The sequence below is a fragment of the Mycobacterium sp. Root265 genome (assembly GCF_001428895.1).
Lineage (GTDB): Bacteria > Actinomycetota > Actinomycetes > Mycobacteriales > Mycobacteriaceae > Mycobacterium.
This window is the reverse complement of record NZ_LMJA01000001.1, coordinates 536,479-550,880: the sequence shown is the minus strand read 5'-3', so window position 1 is coordinate 550,880 and position 14,402 is coordinate 536,479. Positions and strand designations below refer to the sequence as shown.

Sequence of the window (14,402 nt, the reverse complement as noted above, 5' to 3'; positions counted from 1 at the left end):
CCAACATGGAGCACAGGGGACTGTCCGGCGGGGGCCGGGCACATCAACAGGGGGATGGATATGGGGTACCGCAAGGGCGACGTTGTCAGGGCTCGTCGTCGGATCGAGGGGATCGACGTTCCGGTTGTACCGGCCGGAGCGACCGGGACGGTGACGACGACAACGTTGTTCGGAGGCCCGAAGCGGGTGCACTTCGAGGTGTCCGACGGCTGGGGGGAGAAGAGCTTTCAGGTGCGGGTGCGCCGGGGAGACGTGGCACGAGGTGAAGCGGGCTAGCGAAGGTCGGACTGGGCGTCCGGGAGGCCATCGAGATTCTCGGCGCAGCGAGCGAGTAACGCGGCGAGTTCGGCGCGGTGCTTGACGGGAATGCCCTCCAGCATTGCCGTTTCGACGCCGATCACCGCCTCGTGGCCCGCCCGGAGACTGGCGACGCCCTGCTGCGTCAGCTTCAGGAAGCGTTTGCGGCCCTGCGGTGGCGCGTCGCCATCTTCGACCAGATCGGCCGATCGCAGACCTCCCAGCACATCGCGCAGGGATTGGCGGGTGACGAAGCACAACCTGGCCACGTCGGACGCTGTCGCCTCTGGGTGATCATGCAGAGCGCGCAGTACGGCGTACTGCGACATGGTGAGTCCCGTCGGACGTAACGCGCTGTCACAGCGGCGGCGCAGGATCTGCTGGACACGTTTGACGAGGTAGCCCACGCCGCGCTCGACCCGTGGCTCCTTCATGACAGGAACCTTACATGAGCGTACGATTTTGAATGTAAGGTTCCTGTCAAAGAAGGAGTGACCGATGACCACCATCGAGCAGCATCCGCCGTACGCCACGCTGATCAACGTCTTCGTGGTGGACCCCGACCGGGCCGGCGAACTCACAGATCTCCTGCGAACTGTCACCGAGCAGACGATGCGGTACGTGCCCGGGTTCATATCGGCGAACCTGCACGTCAGTGCCGATGGAACGCGCGTCGTCAACTACGCGCAGTGGGAAAGTGCCGAGCACTTTCAGGCCATGCTCGCCGACCCGGCAGCGCGGGTGCACATGGACCGATGCGCGGCCATCGCGACCAGTTTCGATCCGCATCTGTACACGGTCGAGTCGGTGCATGCGCGGGGTTGAAGCCGACTCAGAGGGGGCTGCGCCGCGACGCCGACGCCATTCCCAGCCAGGTGTGCCGATTGCCCGCCCAGCACCAGCCCACCTTGGGGGCGCCGCGATTCGCGACCCCGTCGCGCCCCGTTCCGCCGCTGATCCAGATCGCCGGTGTCCTGGCATCGAGTCCGCGCCGGCCACGCTTGCGCGACGCGATCGTCATGAAACAGTGATTCGCCTCAAGGTGTTTGGGCTCCTGCAGCAGCCAGCTGATCCCTTCGCCGATGGTCAGCGGGGTGCGTCGGCGTTCGGCAAGTGCCGGTAGCGACTCATCGGGGCTCCAGTTGCGCATGTCATCACCCCGGTCGATGTCGTGGACCAGGTACAGCGGAGCGTCCGGTATCTCGACACCGGTGATCGGTTCGAAGTCCGCGAGATCGGTCAGGTCGGTCACCACGAAGCCCGGCTTGTCCCGATGGCGTAGGAGCGGTGCGAGTGCGCGCGCCGGTGCAAGGCGCGGGTGCACGGCGATGACGGCACCCGGTTCATCGGGCAGCGCGGCCGCATACTCGCGCAGCTCGTCCGCGGTGATCGCGGCGGCCTCGGCGATACCGGCATCGAGCAGCGCGTCGATCTGGTCAGTCAGGGGCATTGTCCCTCCAGCTGGATGGTTGGGATCATAGGCAACATGCCCCGTACACTGTACGGTACAGCGTACGAAAGGGGTATCGATGCCGCAGGCGAAGGCGCACGTGAGCGACCCGGTCCGGCTCTTGCAGCTGTTGTGGTCCCAGGATCGCCCAGCTGGACGCTCGGGCCTGTCCCTCGGGGCAATCGTGCGCGCCGGCACCGAGGTGGCCCGGCGTGACGGTGTCGACGCGATCACCATGCGCAGGGTCGCCGCGGAACTCGGAGGGGCCCCGATGAGTCTGTACTCCCACGTTCCCGGCAAGGCCGAAATGCTGGAGTTGATGCTCGACGCGTTCGCCGCCGACGTCTATGACCCGGACGATCTGCCTGCGGCCCGCCCGGACTGGCGCGCCGCTGCGCTTTTCGTGGCCGAACGGAACTTCGAGGAAACGGTCGCCCAGCCCTGGACGCTGGAGATTCCCGCGGACCGACCGGTCCCCGGACCGGGGATGACCGCAAAGTATGAGGCTGAACTGGCGGTGTTCGACGGTATCGGGCTCACCGATGTGCAGATGGACCATGCGCTGACCGGCCTGCTCGGGCTCGCAACTGCCATGGCGCGCAATCAGGTCGGACTCGTGCGGGCCCGCGCGGCCACTGACCGCGACGATAACCAATGGTGGCAGCAGGTAGGGCCGGCGTTGGCCGCCGCCATGCGCGGGCGGGAATTCCCGTTGGCCGCGCGGGTCGGAACGGCTGCCTCCGTGGCTGCGGACGCGTCCGCGGACCCGAGGGCGGCACTGACCTACACCGCGAACCTGTTGCTCGACGGACTTGCGGCGGCGCGGCACTGATCTGTGACCCATCTCATCACGGCTGTCTCCGATCGATGTGGTCCGTCGAGCAGATGTGGGTAATACGGAGCCCGACAGCGAATGCCCGGACGACAGAAAGCGCTGAGGAGTATGGCGAAAGTCGATGTATCGGTGTCGTCGGACCTGACGCCGGACCAGGCCTGGAAGTTGGCCTCCGACCTGCAGCGGTTCGAAGAGTGGCTGACCATCTTCGCCGGCTGGCGTAGCCCGCCACCCGCGGTGATCGAAGAAGGCACCCAGGTGTCGTCATTGATCAAGGTCAAGGGCTTTCGGAACACCATCCATTGGCAAGTCACCGAATACGACGAACCGCGCCAGATCCAGTTGCAGGGAAGAGGCCGCGGTGGCGTGCGCATCGCGCTGACGATGACGGTGGCCGACGACCGGCCGGGGTCGACCTTCCATTTGGTGGCGGAACTCTCGGGCGGACTTCTCAGCGGTCCGGTCGGGGCGCTCGTCGCCAAGATGATCACCTCCGACGTGCGGAATTCCGTGGAGAACCTCAGCTCGTTGCGTTGACCGAAGTCCAAACTCCGCGAACATTTTTCAGAACAACCCCAGCGCCTCTTGGATCATCCGGTGCCCCTGCTGCTCGAACGGCGCGTCACCGACCTCGAACGCCCAGACCGCGGTGCCGATGGCCTCATGCACGGCGAACAGTCGCCATTGGTCCGGTGATCGGGGATCCCCGCCGTACCCGGCGAAGAAAGCCTGCTCGAGGTGCGGGTTTCGACGCCATTGTTGGGCCGCCAGCCGGCAGAAGTCGCTGCTCGCGGGACGCCAGGCAAAACGCCCGAAGTCGATGACCTTGACGGTGCCCGCATCGATGAGCCAGTTCCTCGGCTGCCAGTCTCCGTGGGTGGGCACCACCACGGCGGGCCCCGGCCGATGTGCCGCCAGCACGGCGCGCAGATCGGCACAGGTCTGCGCCTCGATGCGATGCGGCTTGTCCAGCCAAACGAGCGATTTTGCCACCGCCGCGATGTCCCAGTCCGGGTCCACCCGTTCGCCCTGGCCGTGAAAGGTACGCGCCAACTGTCCGGCCCTCAGGTGGGTGTCGATCTCGAGTTCGGCCTCCGATCCCTCCACCAGGTTGCCTTCCAGGTAGGTGAGCACGAGAACCTTCGCCGCCCGGTCATGGAACAGCACACGAGCGGCGTGCCCGCTGAGTGCCAGGCATTCGGTGTAACCCTCGAAGGCGGTGATCTCACGGCCGAGGTGGTGATCCAGCGGGCCGGCCGCCTTGACGACGACGCGCCCGCGCCTGGTGTCGGCGTCGAGAACAACGGTATCCACCAGATTCCAGCTCATGTCGCGGCGGACACGCGCGTGGGGTAACCACTGCTCCAGCAGGACGGCCTGCTGATCACTGAGCCGCCCGCCCCGCCATGACCCCATCCCGGACACGCTATACCCGCCGGATCGCGGGTCGCTCAGCGCACCGGTGCCGATGAACGCGCATTCGGGATAATTCACTGCCAATCAAACATACTGTCAGACAACGAATTCGATAAAATTCTTGATTGCCTCCAAGAAACGCGCCACACTCGAAAAGATGGCTGATGTCCGAGGGAGCACAACCATGCTGCGGGCGGCTGGGCTCCGCGTCACCCGGCCGCGGCTGGTGGTCATGGATGCCGTCGAGATGAACCCACACGCCGATACCGAAACGATTTTCGTCGCCGCCCGCCGCCAACTGCCCGATATCTCCCGCCAGACCGTGTACGACGTCCTGAACGCGCTGACCGCGGTCGGTTTGGCTCGCCGCATCCAGCCTGCGGGGGCCACCGCTCGCTATGAATCCCGCGTCGGCGACAACCACCACCACGTGGTGTGCCGGTCCTGCGGCGTCATCGCCGACGTCGATTGCGCCGTCGGCGAGGCCCCATGCCTGACCGCATCCGATGACCTCGGTTTCGATATCGACGAGGCCGAGGTCATCTACTGGGGGCTGTGCCCCGACTGTGTGAAAGCCCGACACCTGACTGAACCGACTTCCTGATCGAACCGTTGTGCAGCCCGCACGAAACCGATGAAAGGTGAGAAGATGACCGACACTTCCGATGCCCGGCCCCCGCATTCCGACACCAAGACCCACAGCAAGAGTGAATCCGAGAACCCGGCCATCGACTCGCCCACTCCTAAGGCGCATGCGCCCCTGACCAACAAGGACTGGTGGCCCGAACAGGTCGATGTGTCGGTGTTGCACCGGCAGCCGGCCAAGGGCAACCCGTTGGGCGAGGGCTTCACGTACAGCGACGAGTTCAAGAAGCTCGACACCGAGGCCCTCAAGGCCGACATGCTCGCGCTGATGACCTCATCGCAGGACTGGTGGCCCGCGGATTACGGCAGCTACGCCGGCCTGTTCATCCGGATGAGTTGGCACGCCGCCGGCACTTACCGGATCTACGACGGCCGCGGTGGTGGCGGGCAGGGTTCTCAGCGATTCGCACCGCTCAACAGCTGGCCGGACAACGCCAACCTCGACAAGGCACGACGGTTGCTGTGGCCGATCAAGCGCAAGTACGGCAACAAGCTGTCCTGGGCAGACCTGATCGTCTACGCAGGAAATGTCGCTCTGGAGTCCGCGGGCTTCGAAACATTCGGATTCGCGTTCGGCCGGGAAGACATCTGGGAGCCCGAGGAGATTCTCTTCGGCCAGGAGGACACCTGGCTGGGCACCGACAAGCGCTATGACGGCACCAACGACAGTGACCGCACTCTGGCCGAGCCGTTCGGCGCCACCACCATGGGGCTGATCTACGTCAATCCCGAAGGGCCCGAGGGTAAACCGGACCCGCTGGCCGCCGCGCACGATATCCGCGAGACATTCGGCCGGATGGCGATGAACGACGAGGAGACCGCCGCGCTCATCGTCGGCGGTCACACGCTCGGTAAGACCCACGGCGCCAGCGCCGACGATGTGGGCCCCGAGCCCGAAGGTGCGCCGATCGAACAGCAGGGCCTGGGCTGGAAATGCCCGTTCGGCACCGGCAATGCCGGGGACACCATCACCAGTGGCCTGGAGGTGGTGTGGACCGGTACGCCGACGCAGTGGAGCAACGGTTATCTGGAGATCCTCTACGGCAACGAATGGGAACTGACCAAGAGCCCGGGCGGGGCCTGGCAGTTCGAGGCCAAGGACGCTGCGGCCACCATCCCGGATCCGTTCGGCGGCCCGCCACGCAAACCCACCATGCTGGTCACCGACGTGTCGATGCGGGTCGATCCGATCTACGGGCAGATCACCCGGCGCTGGCTGGACCACCCCGAGGAGATGAACGCGGCGTTCGCCAAGGCCTGGTACAAGCTGCTGCACCGCGACATGGGACCGGTGAGCCGCTACCTGGGCCCGTGGGTCGCCGAGCCGCAACTCTGGCAGGATCCCGTGCCCGCGGTGGACCACCCGCTCGTCGACGAGGCCGATATCACGGCACTGAAGGGCAAGGTCCTCGAATCCGGGCTGTCGGTGCCGCAATTGGTGAAGACCGCGTGGGCGTCGGCGTCCAGTTTCCGGGGCACCGACAAGCGCGGTGGCGCCAACGGTGCGCGGATCCGTCTGGAACCGCAACGCAACTGGGAAGCCAACGAGCCCTCGGAACTGGACAAGGTGCTGCCCGTGCTGGAGAAGATCCAGCAGGACTTCAACGCTGCCGGCGGTGGCAAGAAGGTCTCACTGGCCGATCTGATCGTGCTGGCAGGTTCCGCCGCGATCGAGAAAGCGGCCAAGGACGGGGGTTATGACGTCACGGTGCATTTCGTGCCGGGGCGCACCGACGCCACCCAGGAGAACACCGACGTGGAGTCTTTCGCAGTGCTGGAGACTCAGGCCGACGGATTCCGCAACTACGTGCGGCCCGGCGAGAAGACCGCGCTGGAACAGCTTCTGGTCGACAAGGCGTACTTCCTCGATCTCACGGCACCGGAGATGACGGTGCTGGTAGGCGGGCTACGTGCGATCGGCGCCAATCACGGCGGCACCAAGCACGGGGTGTTCACCGACCGGCCCGGCGCGCTGACCAACGATTTCTTCGTCAATCTGCTTGATATGGGCACGGATTGGAAGGGATCGGAGTCAGCCGAGAACGTCTACACCGGCTACGACCGCGGAACCGGTGAGGTGAAGTGGACGGCCACGGCCAACGATCTGGTTTTCGGCTCGAATTCGGTGCTTCGCGCGCTGGCCGAGGTCTACGCGCAGGACGACAACAAGGGCAAGTTCGTCGAGGACTTCGTCGCAGCGTGGGTCAAGGTCATGCACAACGACCGCTTCGATCTGGACTGATCTGCCGCACACACTGACAGGGGCGGGATCCGAAGATCCCGCCCCTGTTTGGTGCGTCTATTACGGCGTTCCGACGCAGACCGACCCGACACACGCGCCGGCACCGTCGGGACCGGCTCCCGCGCCTGCTCCCGGAACGCCGGCGGTCGCCCCACCGGGTCCTGCGCCTGCGCCGGCTCCCGGCACACCGGCGGTCGCCCCACCGGGTCCCGCGCCTGCGCCGGCTCCCGGAACGCCCGCGGTGGCTCCGCCCGGGCCCGCCCCGGCACTGGCGCCGGGAACACTTGCCGTCGCGCCACCCGGCCCGGCATCAGCACCCGGCGCGGGTGCCGGAGACGATGGCGCGAGCGTGGTGGTGGCGGCACCCGTGGACGGCGTGGTCGTCACCGTGGACTCCGTTGTTGACGTTGTCGACGTCTCGGTCGAGGTTCCACTGTCGGAACTGCAGGCGGTCAGCCCGCCGGCGAGCACGGCGCCGGCCACGGCGGCCGCGAGAGGTAAACGACGGACGATCTGAACGGTCATGTTGAGACTCGATTCTGCTAGTTCGGCTGCAGTGCGAACACTGCCGTGCGGGAACGACCCCGATGTGTTACCCGCTTTGCGTGCTGATTAAGCAGGGACTTCGGGGCCACGATGAGTTCCCGCCGCCCGGATGGTCCATCCGCTATGGGAAAGAAGCCTTCACGCAGCGGTCATCTACCGATCAACGGCCTGGATCTGTACTTCGAGATACACGGCGACCTCGCGGCGCCGGGCACTCCGCTGCTGCTCATCCCGGGGGCCTTCATGGCCGCCGATTCGATGCCGGCCTGGGTGGACGGCTTCGCGCGTGACCGCGCCGTCATCACGTTCGACCAGCAGGGGCATGGCCGCACCCCGGACACCGCTCGAGCCATGTCCTATGAGCAATTCGGGGACGACGCCGCCGAGTTGTTGCGTGCCCTCGGGGTGCCGTGTGCGGACGTGATGGGCTACTCCCAGGGCGGCGGTGCGGCGCTGCAGCTCGCCATCCGGCACCCGTCCCTGGTGAGCAAGCTGGTGGCGATGTCGGCGACGTTTCATCGCGACGGCTGGCATCCGTCGGTGGCCGAATCCATCTCGGCCATGACCGCCGCCGACTTCGCGGGCACACCCGTGGCGGCCGCGTTCACCGCACACACGCCCGCCCCGGGGGCCTTCGATGCCTACCTGGAAAAGATGAAAGCACTCAACATCGACGATCAGCAGATCAGCGAGGAGCAGATGCACGCGATCTCCGCGAAGACGATGGTCATCGTCGGCGACGCGGACTCGGTGACCCTCGAACACGCGCTGGCAATGTTCAGGCTGCGCGGGGGAGCCGACCACGATGCGGCGAAGACCGGTGTCTTGCAGGGCGTTCCGCAGGCGCGCCTGGTGGTCCTGCCCGCCACGTCCCACATCGGACTGTCCGGGCAGGCCGTTGTGCTGGTGCCGATGGTGACTGCGTTCCTCGACGACGTGCCGCCGGTGACGCCCGAGCTCTTCTGATCCAGGTCAGTGCGGCCGATTGTCCAGGATCACTTTGCCAACGGTGCGCTTGGACTCCATGAGTTCGTGCGCGCGTGCGGCTTCGGGCAGGGGCACGACGGTGTCGACCACGACGCGAACGGCACCGGATGCGAACAGGGGAAGCACGTCGCGGGTCACGCCGGCGATGATGTCGGCCTTCTGATGCAGCGGGCGCGCCCGCAGCATGGTCGCGGACACGCTGGCGCGTTTGGACATCAGGTAGCCGATATCCAAGTGTGTGGGGCCGGTGGCGCCGCCGATGATCACCAGATGGCCATCGGGTGCCAGGCATTCGAGGTTGCGGGAAAAGTAGTCCGCACCGACCACGTCCAGGATGCTGTCGACGCCGCGTCCGCCGGTGGCTTCTAGGGTGGCGGCGACGAAGTCCTGGTCGCGGTAGTTGATCGCTGCGTGGGCCCCCAGGCGAAGTCCGGCCTGCACCTTGGCGTCGCTGCCCGCGGTGGTGATGACGTGGGCGCCGATCGCGGCGGCCCACTGGATCGCGAAGGTGCCGATACCGCCGCCTGCGCCGTGAATCAGCACGTTCTGCCCCTTGCCGAGGCCGGCGATCATGGCGAGGTTGGAGTAGACCGTGGCGGCGACCTCCGGTATCGCGGCCGCTTCGATCATGGTGAGGCCGTGCGGGATCGGCATCACCTGCGCAGCAGGCACGGCGACCTCATCGGCATATCCGCCCCCGTCGAGCAGCGCACAGACCTCATCGCCGGTCGACCAGGCCGTGACATCTGCTCCGACCGCGGTGATGGTGCCGGCGCACTCCAGCCCCAGCGGGCGCGGTGCCCAGGACGGCACGGGATAGTGCCCGCGCCGCTGCAGCAGGTCGGCGTTGTTGACCCCTGCCGCCGCGACGCGGATCACCACCTCGTGCGGTCGGGGTGACAAGGCTTCGACCTCTTGCCACTGCAACACGTTCGGCTCGCCGGGGTGATCGAAAAGGATCGCGCCGCTCATCGTGCGGCCGCCCAGCGGGCAATGCTCTGTGCGTACAGCGGTGTCTCGACCCGGCAATGCCGTCCGGACGCTTCCTGTCGGGCATCGGCTGCCTCGCTGAAGGTCTGGCCGTTCTCGGCGATGAATTTCAGGAATGCCTCGGTGGGGTGCGAGGTCACGGTGTTGGTGTAGCGGCACCGGTCGCCGTCCAGTTGCTCCATGCGAAGCTCCCAGATGACCTGTGTCGTCGTCCACCCGGCGGGGGTGAGGATGTCCGACAGCGACACCATCTTGCAGTAGTGGGCTCCGGCGACCTCGAATCGGTACTGCTGGATGACCAGGCCGGTGCCGATCATCTCGACGTTGATCGACATCGGGGTGCCGTCGTCGTCGACCGTGTACCCGGCCGCCTTGTGATCACCGGGTGCGCAGCGCTGATACTCATGCGTGGGCAGGGTTTTCAGCCATTGGGCGATATCGACACGATCGAATGGCGCTTCGACGTCAGCGGTGATCGCTGCGTGCGAGAGCACCAGGTCTTCGCGGACGGCGTTGCTCATGTTCTGCTCCTGTCGTTGATGCGTAGCCTCACACCGCCCAGCATGGCCGGGTCGCGGTGATGCGGACAATGACGCTGGCGTGACCTCATCGGGTAGTGCTAGCCGCCAAATCGCTCGGGTCCGCGGAAATGGTGGCGACATCCCGCGGGGCGGCTGCCACAATCGGATGATGTCCCCAAACGCGAATGTGCGCTTGCGGTCTGCCACGTCCGGTGATGCGACGTTCATCGTCGAGATGACCCGGCACGCCTATGTCATCGAGGACATATACCAGCGCAAAGGATTCCGGATGGTCGGTCAGGGGCGCGGACCGCTGGGTGTCGCGATGCACAAGGATCTGCGGGTGCGCCCATGATGGAACTGCGCACCTACACGCTGGCCGATGAGAACGCGCTGCAGAGCTATGTGTCGGGTTTCTGGCCGCGCCATATCCAGACCCTGCGCAGGTACGGCATCACCGTCCACGGGGTGTGGACGGAGGCGAGCTCGGACGGCCGGCGCGTGGTCGCGCTCGTCGGTTATCCGCCCGACAGTGATCCACTTCATCTTGCTAGGAGTTACCGCACCAGTGTGGATTTCGTCGAAGACCACGCGCTGTTCGATGCTTCACTGATCATCTCGACCCAGACGGTCCGGCTGGATCCGATCGCGAGTTCCCCGCTCCAGTAGCGTCGGTATGTGCTCTACGGGCGTAGACTTATGTATGCCTTCGTCCCCGTCTCGTCCGCGTAACGCGGCTGCCACTCGTGCGGCGATCCTGCAATCGGCCATCGGGCACTTCGCCGATGCAGGTTATGACGGTGTGGGCGTCCGTCAGATCGCGACGGACGCGGGTGTCACCGCCATGCTGGTGAACCGGTATTTCGGCTCCAAGGAGAAACTGTTCGCCGAGGCTGTCGAGACCGCCTTCGCTCCGCCGGTCTTCGTCGTCGAGGACTCGGACACGCTTGCCGGTGACACTGCCGCCACGTTGGTCTCTCGCACCGGGGCGTCGGGCAACCCGCCGCAATCCTTCCTCATCATGCTGCTCTCGGTGTCCAATCCGGTGGCCGTGCGCATTGTGCGCGAGGCGATCGAACGCCATGTCGGACAACGCTTGGCGCGCCAGATCGACCTCCCCGATCGGGAGTTGCGCACCGAACTCGTGCTGTCGGTGATCAGCGGCGTGCTGCTGATGCGTTCGGTCATCGGCACCCCCGCACTGCGTGAGGGCGACCCCGAGGCCATCGCAGGCATTCTCGAATCGGTCTTCGACGCGATCATCGGGACGTCGACGGAGTAACCGGATTTTCGCGGCGGGGCGGGAATCATCTCCGCCAAGTCTACGTTCGTATACATATCGGGTATACAGGTGTAGATGAGGAGTGGGATATGGACTTCGGGTTGCAGGGCAAGCGCGCCTTGATCACCGGTTCCAGTGCCGGGCTCGGCCGGTCGATCGCGCAGGTGCTGGCGCAGGAGGGCGCCTCGGTCGTCGTCCATGGCCGCGATGCCTGGCGCACCGACGCCGTCGCCGCCGGGATCCGCGCCGCCGGGGGTGATGCGGTCGCGGTCATCGGTGACCTCGCGACCGAGACGGGCGCATCATCGGTGGCCAAGGCCGCCGGTGAGGTGGACATTCTGGTCAACAATGCAGGCAGCTACGACGCGCAGCCGTGGTCGGCGCTGACCGCCGACCAGTGGGCGGCGATCTATCAGACCAATGTCGTCTCGGTCGTGCGGATGATCGAACACCTCGTCCCGGCCATGCGCCGGCGTGGCTGGGGTCGGGTCATCCAAATCGGTGGCGGGCTCGCGACGCAGCCGGTCGCCGAACAACCGCATTACAGCGCGACATTGGCCGCGCGGCACAACCTCAGCGTGTCCCTCGCCCGGGAGCTGTCGGGCACGGGGGTCACTGCCAACGTCGTTTCTCCCGGGGTGATCCTCACCGATGCAGTCGAGGAGATGACCCGGCGTGCGGCCACCGCGCACGGCTGGGGCACGGCGTGGGAGGACATCGAGAAAGCGGCGGCCGCCAACTGGTTCCCCAACGATATCGGCCGCCTCGGTCGTCCCGAAGAAATTGCCGCCGCAGTGGCGTTCCTGGCCGGCGCTCACGCCGACTACATCAACGGCGCCGTGCTGCGCGTCGACGGCGGAGCGATCCGCAGCGTCGCCTGACCACCCTCCCAACGAAAGAAGGAAATCCCATGTCTCACATCTTTCTCGTCTCCGGCGCCTCGCGAGGACTCGGACTCGCCATCACCGAAGCCGCCCTGGAAGCCGGACACCGCGTGGTCGCCGGCGTCCGTTCGGCATCGGCACTGACCGACCTGGCCGGCCGGCAGCCCGAGCGTCTCGCCGTCGTGGAACTCGACGTCACCGACGACGAACAGGTGCGCGCTGCCGTGGCCACCGCAGTCGAAAGATTCGGCCGGCTGGACGTGCTGGTCAACAATGCCGGTTACGCGAACATGGCCGCCGTCGAGGATGTCGACTTCGAGGACTTCCGCACCCAGATCGACACCAATTTCTTCGGCGTCGTGCGCCTCACCCAGGCGGCGCTGCCCGTCATGCGCGCCCAGCGCGCCGGTCACATCATCCAGATCTCCTCCGTCGGTGGACGGATGGCCCGCCCGGGTCTGGCGGCCTATCAATCGGCCAAGTGGGCGGTCACCGGCTATTCCGGTGTCCTCACCCAGGAGGTGGCCCCGCTGGGGATCAAGGTGACCGTGCTCGAGCCCGGCGGTATGCGCACCGACTGGGCGGGCTCCTCGATGAGCATCGCCCCGGTCCGCGACGAGTACGCCGCCACCGTCGGCGCGGCCGCGCGGCTCAGCCAGTCTGCCAACCTGGGCGCCAGTGATCCGGTCAAGGTCGCTGCGCTGCTGTTGGATATCGTGGACATGGAGGCGCCGCCGACCCGGCTGCTGGTCGGTCCCGACGCCTACCGTTACGCCACCGCTGCCGGACGCGAGCTGCTGGCCACCGATGAGAAATGGGAGGCGCTCAGCGTTTCGACAGCGGCCGACGACATCACCAACGACCAACTCGATCCGCTGGCCTCCGGCGCCTGAAGGGAACCCCGATGTCGATTTTGTCCCAGCAGAAGGTCGCCGACACGCTGGCGCGGGTGTTCGCTGCGGTGGTCGATCCGGCGCCCAAGCCCGCCGTCCGATTTCCCGAAATCACCGGTAGTACTTCGCAGATCGACATTCCTACCAGGTACGGCACCGCAGCGGCCACCGTGTACCGTCCACCGGCGCCCACGGCGAACACTGCGGTCTATGTCAACATCCACGGCGGCGGCTTCGTGGTCGGGCATCCCGAACAGGACGATCCCTGGTGCCGCTATCTGGCGGCCAATGCGGGTGTCTTCGTGGTCAACACCAGCTACGTCCTGGCGCCTGGGCACCGTTTTCCGGCTGCGCCTCAACAGATCTACGACATCGTGTGCTGGGTCGCCGGTGTGGACCACGGCTGGGACGGTACCCGGCTGTGTGTCGGCGGTCAGAGCGCCGGAGGCAGTCTCGCGGCCGCAGCGTCGCGGCTGGCATACGAGAATCAGGGTCCGGACATCGCGCTGCAAGTCCTGCACTATGCGCCGCTGGAGCTGGTGACCCCGACCGGGGATAAGCCGTCATCGGTCGGGAGCCGGGCAATCATGAAGCCGTGGATGGGGGAGATCTTCGACACGGCGTATATCCCCGATCGGACACAGCGCAGGGATCCGCTCGCCTCACCCGCGTGGGGAGACAACGGCAAGGGACTTACGGGGATCGCGCCGGCACTGATCGTCACCGCCGAGCACGACCGGTTGCGCGATGAGGCCCGTCGGTATGCCGAAGCACTCGCGGACGTCGGTGCCTTGGCCGAATATCACGAGGTGCCCGGCGTGGATCACGGATACAACATCATGACCGACGATATCGGGTCGACGCGCCAGACCTACGCTCGCATAACGGAACACGTCATGCGGGCGACGGCGTAGCGCCGGCATCGATCTGCTCGCGCAGGATGTCGCCGTGACCTGCGTGCCTGGCGAATTCCTCGATCATGGCCAGCAGGGTCCATCGCATACTGAGTTCACCCTCGACGGGATTGACCTTGGTGTCGTCGAGATCGAATCGGGCCGCAATCGTGCGCGAGAGCCGGCTGGCCCGCTCGAACTCGGCGATCACGCCGTTCAGCGACTCGTCGGCGGCGACGGCGAAGGTGCCCTCGTCGCGCTCGGAGTAGCCGTCACACTCCGATGCATCCAGCCCGGCCCAAAAGCGTTGGAACCAGATACGTTCCGCGGCGGCGGCATGCTTGATCAACGAGATGGGCGTGGTCAGCGATGCGACGCGCCGCTGCCGCGCGTCGGATTCGGAGAGACCGCGCACGGTGTCGATGAGCGCCGCGCGGCTGCGATCGAGAGTGTTCTCGATGAGCAATCGCTCGGAACCATTCCTGATCATGTTCACAGACATTGCTTTTCGCTCCGTTCTG

The 14,402-nt window shown here is 66.2% G+C and carries 20 protein-coding genes; 13 read left to right on the top strand and 7 right to left on the bottom strand.

The window, feature by feature from the left end; all coding sequences use genetic code 11:
* The first annotated feature begins 150 nt into the window (after positions 1–150).
* The gene (locus ASE48_RS33640; protein ID WP_268766267.1) at positions 151–276 is read left to right on the top strand and encodes a hypothetical protein; all 126 of its coding nucleotides are present in this window, start codon (positions 151–153) and stop codon (positions 274–276) included.
* On the opposite strand, the gene ASE48_RS02530 is transcribed toward ASE48_RS33640, so the two are convergent.
* Entirely contained in the window at positions 273–731 is a 459-nt protein-coding gene (locus tag ASE48_RS02530; RefSeq protein ID WP_057165401.1) for a MarR family winged helix-turn-helix transcriptional regulator, read from the bottom strand. The genes ASE48_RS33640 and ASE48_RS02530 overlap by 4 nt on opposite strands.
* 64 nt (positions 732–795) lie before the next feature.
* Here ASE48_RS02530 and ASE48_RS02525 point away from each other — a divergent pair, with 64 nt between their 5' ends.
* Positions 796–1,122, top strand: a complete 327-nt coding sequence (locus ASE48_RS02525; protein WP_057165400.1) for an antibiotic biosynthesis monooxygenase family protein — start codon at positions 796–798, stop codon at positions 1,120–1,122.
* A gap of 7 nt (positions 1,123–1,129) precedes the next feature.
* Here the strand turns inward: ASE48_RS02525 and ASE48_RS02520 are convergent, their stop codons facing one another.
* Positions 1,130–1,747, bottom strand: coding sequence for a DUF5701 family protein (locus tag ASE48_RS02520; RefSeq protein ID WP_057165399.1), 618 nt, complete (start codon positions 1,745–1,747; stop codon positions 1,130–1,132).
* A gap of 79 nt (positions 1,748–1,826) precedes the next feature.
* Here ASE48_RS02520 and ASE48_RS02515 point away from each other — a divergent pair, with 79 nt between their 5' ends.
* Positions 1,827–2,579 carry a TetR/AcrR family transcriptional regulator gene (locus ASE48_RS02515; RefSeq protein WP_057165398.1) on the top strand — a complete coding sequence of 251 codons (753 nt, stop codon included), beginning with the start codon at positions 1,827–1,829 and terminating at the stop codon, positions 2,577–2,579.
* 111 nt (positions 2,580–2,690) lie between these two features.
* A complete protein-coding gene (locus ASE48_RS02510) occupies positions 2,691–3,119 on the top strand; it encodes a type II toxin-antitoxin system Rv0910 family toxin (protein WP_057165397.1) in 429 nt (142 codons plus the stop codon).
* 27 nt (positions 3,120–3,146) lie between these two features.
* On the opposite strand, the gene ASE48_RS02505 is transcribed toward ASE48_RS02510, so the two are convergent.
* Complete coding sequence (locus ASE48_RS02505) at positions 3,147–4,076, bottom strand: phosphotransferase family protein (protein WP_235570699.1); 930 nt, start codon at positions 4,074–4,076, stop codon at positions 3,147–3,149.
* Positions 4,077–4,155: 79 nt separating this feature from the next.
* Here ASE48_RS02505 and ASE48_RS02500 point away from each other — a divergent pair, with 79 nt between their 5' ends.
* Together ASE48_RS02500 and katG are read left to right on the top strand one after the other, a co-directional pair.
* Positions 4,156–4,602 (top strand): Fur family transcriptional regulator, encoded by a 447-nt coding sequence (locus tag ASE48_RS02500; protein ID WP_057165596.1) that lies wholly within the window; start codon positions 4,156–4,158, stop codon positions 4,600–4,602.
* A 45-nt stretch (positions 4,603–4,647) separates the two neighbouring features.
* The gene (gene katG / locus ASE48_RS02495) at positions 4,648–6,885 is read left to right on the top strand and encodes a catalase/peroxidase HPI (RefSeq protein ID WP_057165595.1); all 2,238 of its coding nucleotides are present in this window, start codon (positions 4,648–4,650) and stop codon (positions 6,883–6,885) included.
* Between the two features lie 60 nt (positions 6,886–6,945).
* Here the strand turns inward: katG and ASE48_RS32980 are convergent, their stop codons facing one another.
* Positions 6,946–7,410, bottom strand: a complete 465-nt coding sequence (locus ASE48_RS32980) for a hypothetical protein (protein ID WP_162264171.1) — start codon at positions 7,408–7,410, stop codon at positions 6,946–6,948.
* A 144-nt stretch (positions 7,411–7,554) separates the two neighbouring features.
* On the opposite strand from ASE48_RS32980, the gene ASE48_RS02490 reads away from it, so the two are divergent.
* Positions 7,555–8,397, top strand: a complete 843-nt coding sequence (locus ASE48_RS02490; RefSeq protein WP_057165396.1) for an alpha/beta fold hydrolase — start codon at positions 7,555–7,557, stop codon at positions 8,395–8,397.
* Positions 8,398–8,403: 6 nt separating this feature from the next.
* Here ASE48_RS02490 and ASE48_RS02485 read toward each other — a convergent pair whose 3' ends face one another.
* The gene (locus ASE48_RS02485; protein ID WP_057165395.1) at positions 8,404–9,390 is read right to left on the bottom strand and encodes an NAD(P)H-quinone oxidoreductase; all 987 of its coding nucleotides are present in this window, start codon (positions 9,388–9,390) and stop codon (positions 8,404–8,406) included.
* On the bottom strand, positions 9,387–9,929 hold the full coding sequence (locus ASE48_RS02480) for a hypothetical protein (protein WP_057165394.1): 543 nt from the start codon (positions 9,927–9,929) through the stop codon (positions 9,387–9,389). Before ASE48_RS02480 ends, ASE48_RS02485 begins: the two co-directional genes overlap by 4 nt.
* 169 nt (positions 9,930–10,098) lie before the next feature.
* Between ASE48_RS02480 and ASE48_RS32510 the strand changes: the two genes are divergently transcribed.
* The 6 genes from ASE48_RS32510 (at position 10,099) to ASE48_RS02455 (ending at position 13,902) form a co-directional block, all read left to right on the top strand.
* Complete coding sequence (locus ASE48_RS32510; protein ID WP_156409003.1) at positions 10,099–10,284, top strand: hypothetical protein; 186 nt, start codon at positions 10,099–10,101, stop codon at positions 10,282–10,284.
* Entirely contained in the window at positions 10,281–10,598 is a 318-nt protein-coding gene (locus tag ASE48_RS02475; RefSeq protein WP_156409002.1) for an NIPSNAP family protein, read from the top strand. Before ASE48_RS32510 ends, ASE48_RS02475 begins: the two co-directional genes overlap by 4 nt.
* A gap of 34 nt (positions 10,599–10,632) precedes the next feature.
* The gene (locus tag ASE48_RS02470) at positions 10,633–11,211 is read left to right on the top strand and encodes a TetR/AcrR family transcriptional regulator (protein ID WP_057165392.1); all 579 of its coding nucleotides are present in this window, start codon (positions 10,633–10,635) and stop codon (positions 11,209–11,211) included.
* Positions 11,212–11,300: 89 nt separating this feature from the next.
* Positions 11,301–12,092 (top strand): SDR family NAD(P)-dependent oxidoreductase, encoded by a 792-nt coding sequence (locus tag ASE48_RS02465; protein ID WP_057165391.1) that lies wholly within the window; start codon positions 11,301–11,303, stop codon positions 12,090–12,092.
* A gap of 29 nt (positions 12,093–12,121) precedes the next feature.
* Complete coding sequence (locus ASE48_RS02460) at positions 12,122–12,988, top strand: SDR family NAD(P)-dependent oxidoreductase (RefSeq protein WP_057165390.1); 867 nt, start codon at positions 12,122–12,124, stop codon at positions 12,986–12,988.
* Between the two features lie 11 nt (positions 12,989–12,999).
* Positions 13,000–13,902, top strand: coding sequence for an alpha/beta hydrolase (locus tag ASE48_RS02455; protein WP_057165389.1), 903 nt, complete (start codon positions 13,000–13,002; stop codon positions 13,900–13,902).
* On the opposite strand, the gene ASE48_RS02450 is transcribed toward ASE48_RS02455, so the two are convergent.
* Complete coding sequence (locus ASE48_RS02450; protein ID WP_057165388.1) at positions 13,883–14,383, bottom strand: DinB family protein; 501 nt, start codon at positions 14,381–14,383, stop codon at positions 13,883–13,885. The genes ASE48_RS02455 and ASE48_RS02450 overlap by 20 nt on opposite strands.
* Positions 14,384–14,402 lie beyond the last annotated feature (19 nt).

What these genes read in the sequence shown, in the direction of transcription:
- ASE48_RS02530 (WP_057165401.1), bottom strand. Translation starts at nt 731, where the DNA reads ATGAAGGAGCCACGGGTCGAGCGCGGCGTGGGCTACCTCGTCAAACGT.
- ASE48_RS02525 (WP_057165400.1), top strand. Translation starts at nt 796, where the DNA reads ATGACCACCATCGAGCAGCATCCGCCGTACGCCACGCTGATCAACGTC.
- ASE48_RS02520 (WP_057165399.1), bottom strand. Translation starts at nt 1,747, where the DNA reads ATGCCCCTGACTGACCAGATCGACGCGCTGCTCGATGCCGGTATCGCC.
- ASE48_RS02515 (WP_057165398.1), top strand. Translation starts at nt 1,827, where the DNA reads ATGCCGCAGGCGAAGGCGCACGTGAGCGACCCGGTCCGGCTCTTGCAG.
- ASE48_RS02510 (WP_057165397.1), top strand. Translation starts at nt 2,691, where the DNA reads ATGGCGAAAGTCGATGTATCGGTGTCGTCGGACCTGACGCCGGACCAG.
- ASE48_RS02500 (WP_057165596.1), top strand. Translation starts at nt 4,156, where the DNA reads ATGGCTGATGTCCGAGGGAGCACAACCATGCTGCGGGCGGCTGGGCTC.
- katG (WP_057165595.1), top strand. Translation starts at nt 4,648, where the DNA reads ATGACCGACACTTCCGATGCCCGGCCCCCGCATTCCGACACCAAGACC.
- ASE48_RS32980 (WP_162264171.1), bottom strand. Translation starts at nt 7,410, where the DNA reads ATGACCGTTCAGATCGTCCGTCGTTTACCTCTCGCGGCCGCCGTGGCC.
- ASE48_RS02490 (WP_057165396.1), top strand. Translation starts at nt 7,555, where the DNA reads ATGGGAAAGAAGCCTTCACGCAGCGGTCATCTACCGATCAACGGCCTG.
- ASE48_RS02485 (WP_057165395.1), bottom strand. Translation starts at nt 9,390, where the DNA reads ATGAGCGGCGCGATCCTTTTCGATCACCCCGGCGAGCCGAACGTGTTG.
- ASE48_RS02480 (WP_057165394.1), bottom strand. Translation starts at nt 9,929, where the DNA reads ATGAGCAACGCCGTCCGCGAAGACCTGGTGCTCTCGCACGCAGCGATC.
- ASE48_RS32510 (WP_156409003.1), top strand. Translation starts at nt 10,099, where the DNA reads ATGTCCCCAAACGCGAATGTGCGCTTGCGGTCTGCCACGTCCGGTGAT.
- ASE48_RS02475 (WP_156409002.1), top strand. Translation starts at nt 10,281, where the DNA reads ATGATGGAACTGCGCACCTACACGCTGGCCGATGAGAACGCGCTGCAG.
- ASE48_RS02470 (WP_057165392.1), top strand. Translation starts at nt 10,633, where the DNA reads ATGCCTTCGTCCCCGTCTCGTCCGCGTAACGCGGCTGCCACTCGTGCG.
- ASE48_RS02465 (WP_057165391.1), top strand. Translation starts at nt 11,301, where the DNA reads ATGGACTTCGGGTTGCAGGGCAAGCGCGCCTTGATCACCGGTTCCAGT.
- ASE48_RS02460 (WP_057165390.1), top strand. Translation starts at nt 12,122, where the DNA reads ATGTCTCACATCTTTCTCGTCTCCGGCGCCTCGCGAGGACTCGGACTC.
- ASE48_RS02455 (WP_057165389.1), top strand. Translation starts at nt 13,000, where the DNA reads ATGTCGATTTTGTCCCAGCAGAAGGTCGCCGACACGCTGGCGCGGGTG.
- ASE48_RS02450 (WP_057165388.1), bottom strand. Translation starts at nt 14,383, where the DNA reads ATGTCTGTGAACATGATCAGGAATGGTTCCGAGCGATTGCTCATCGAG.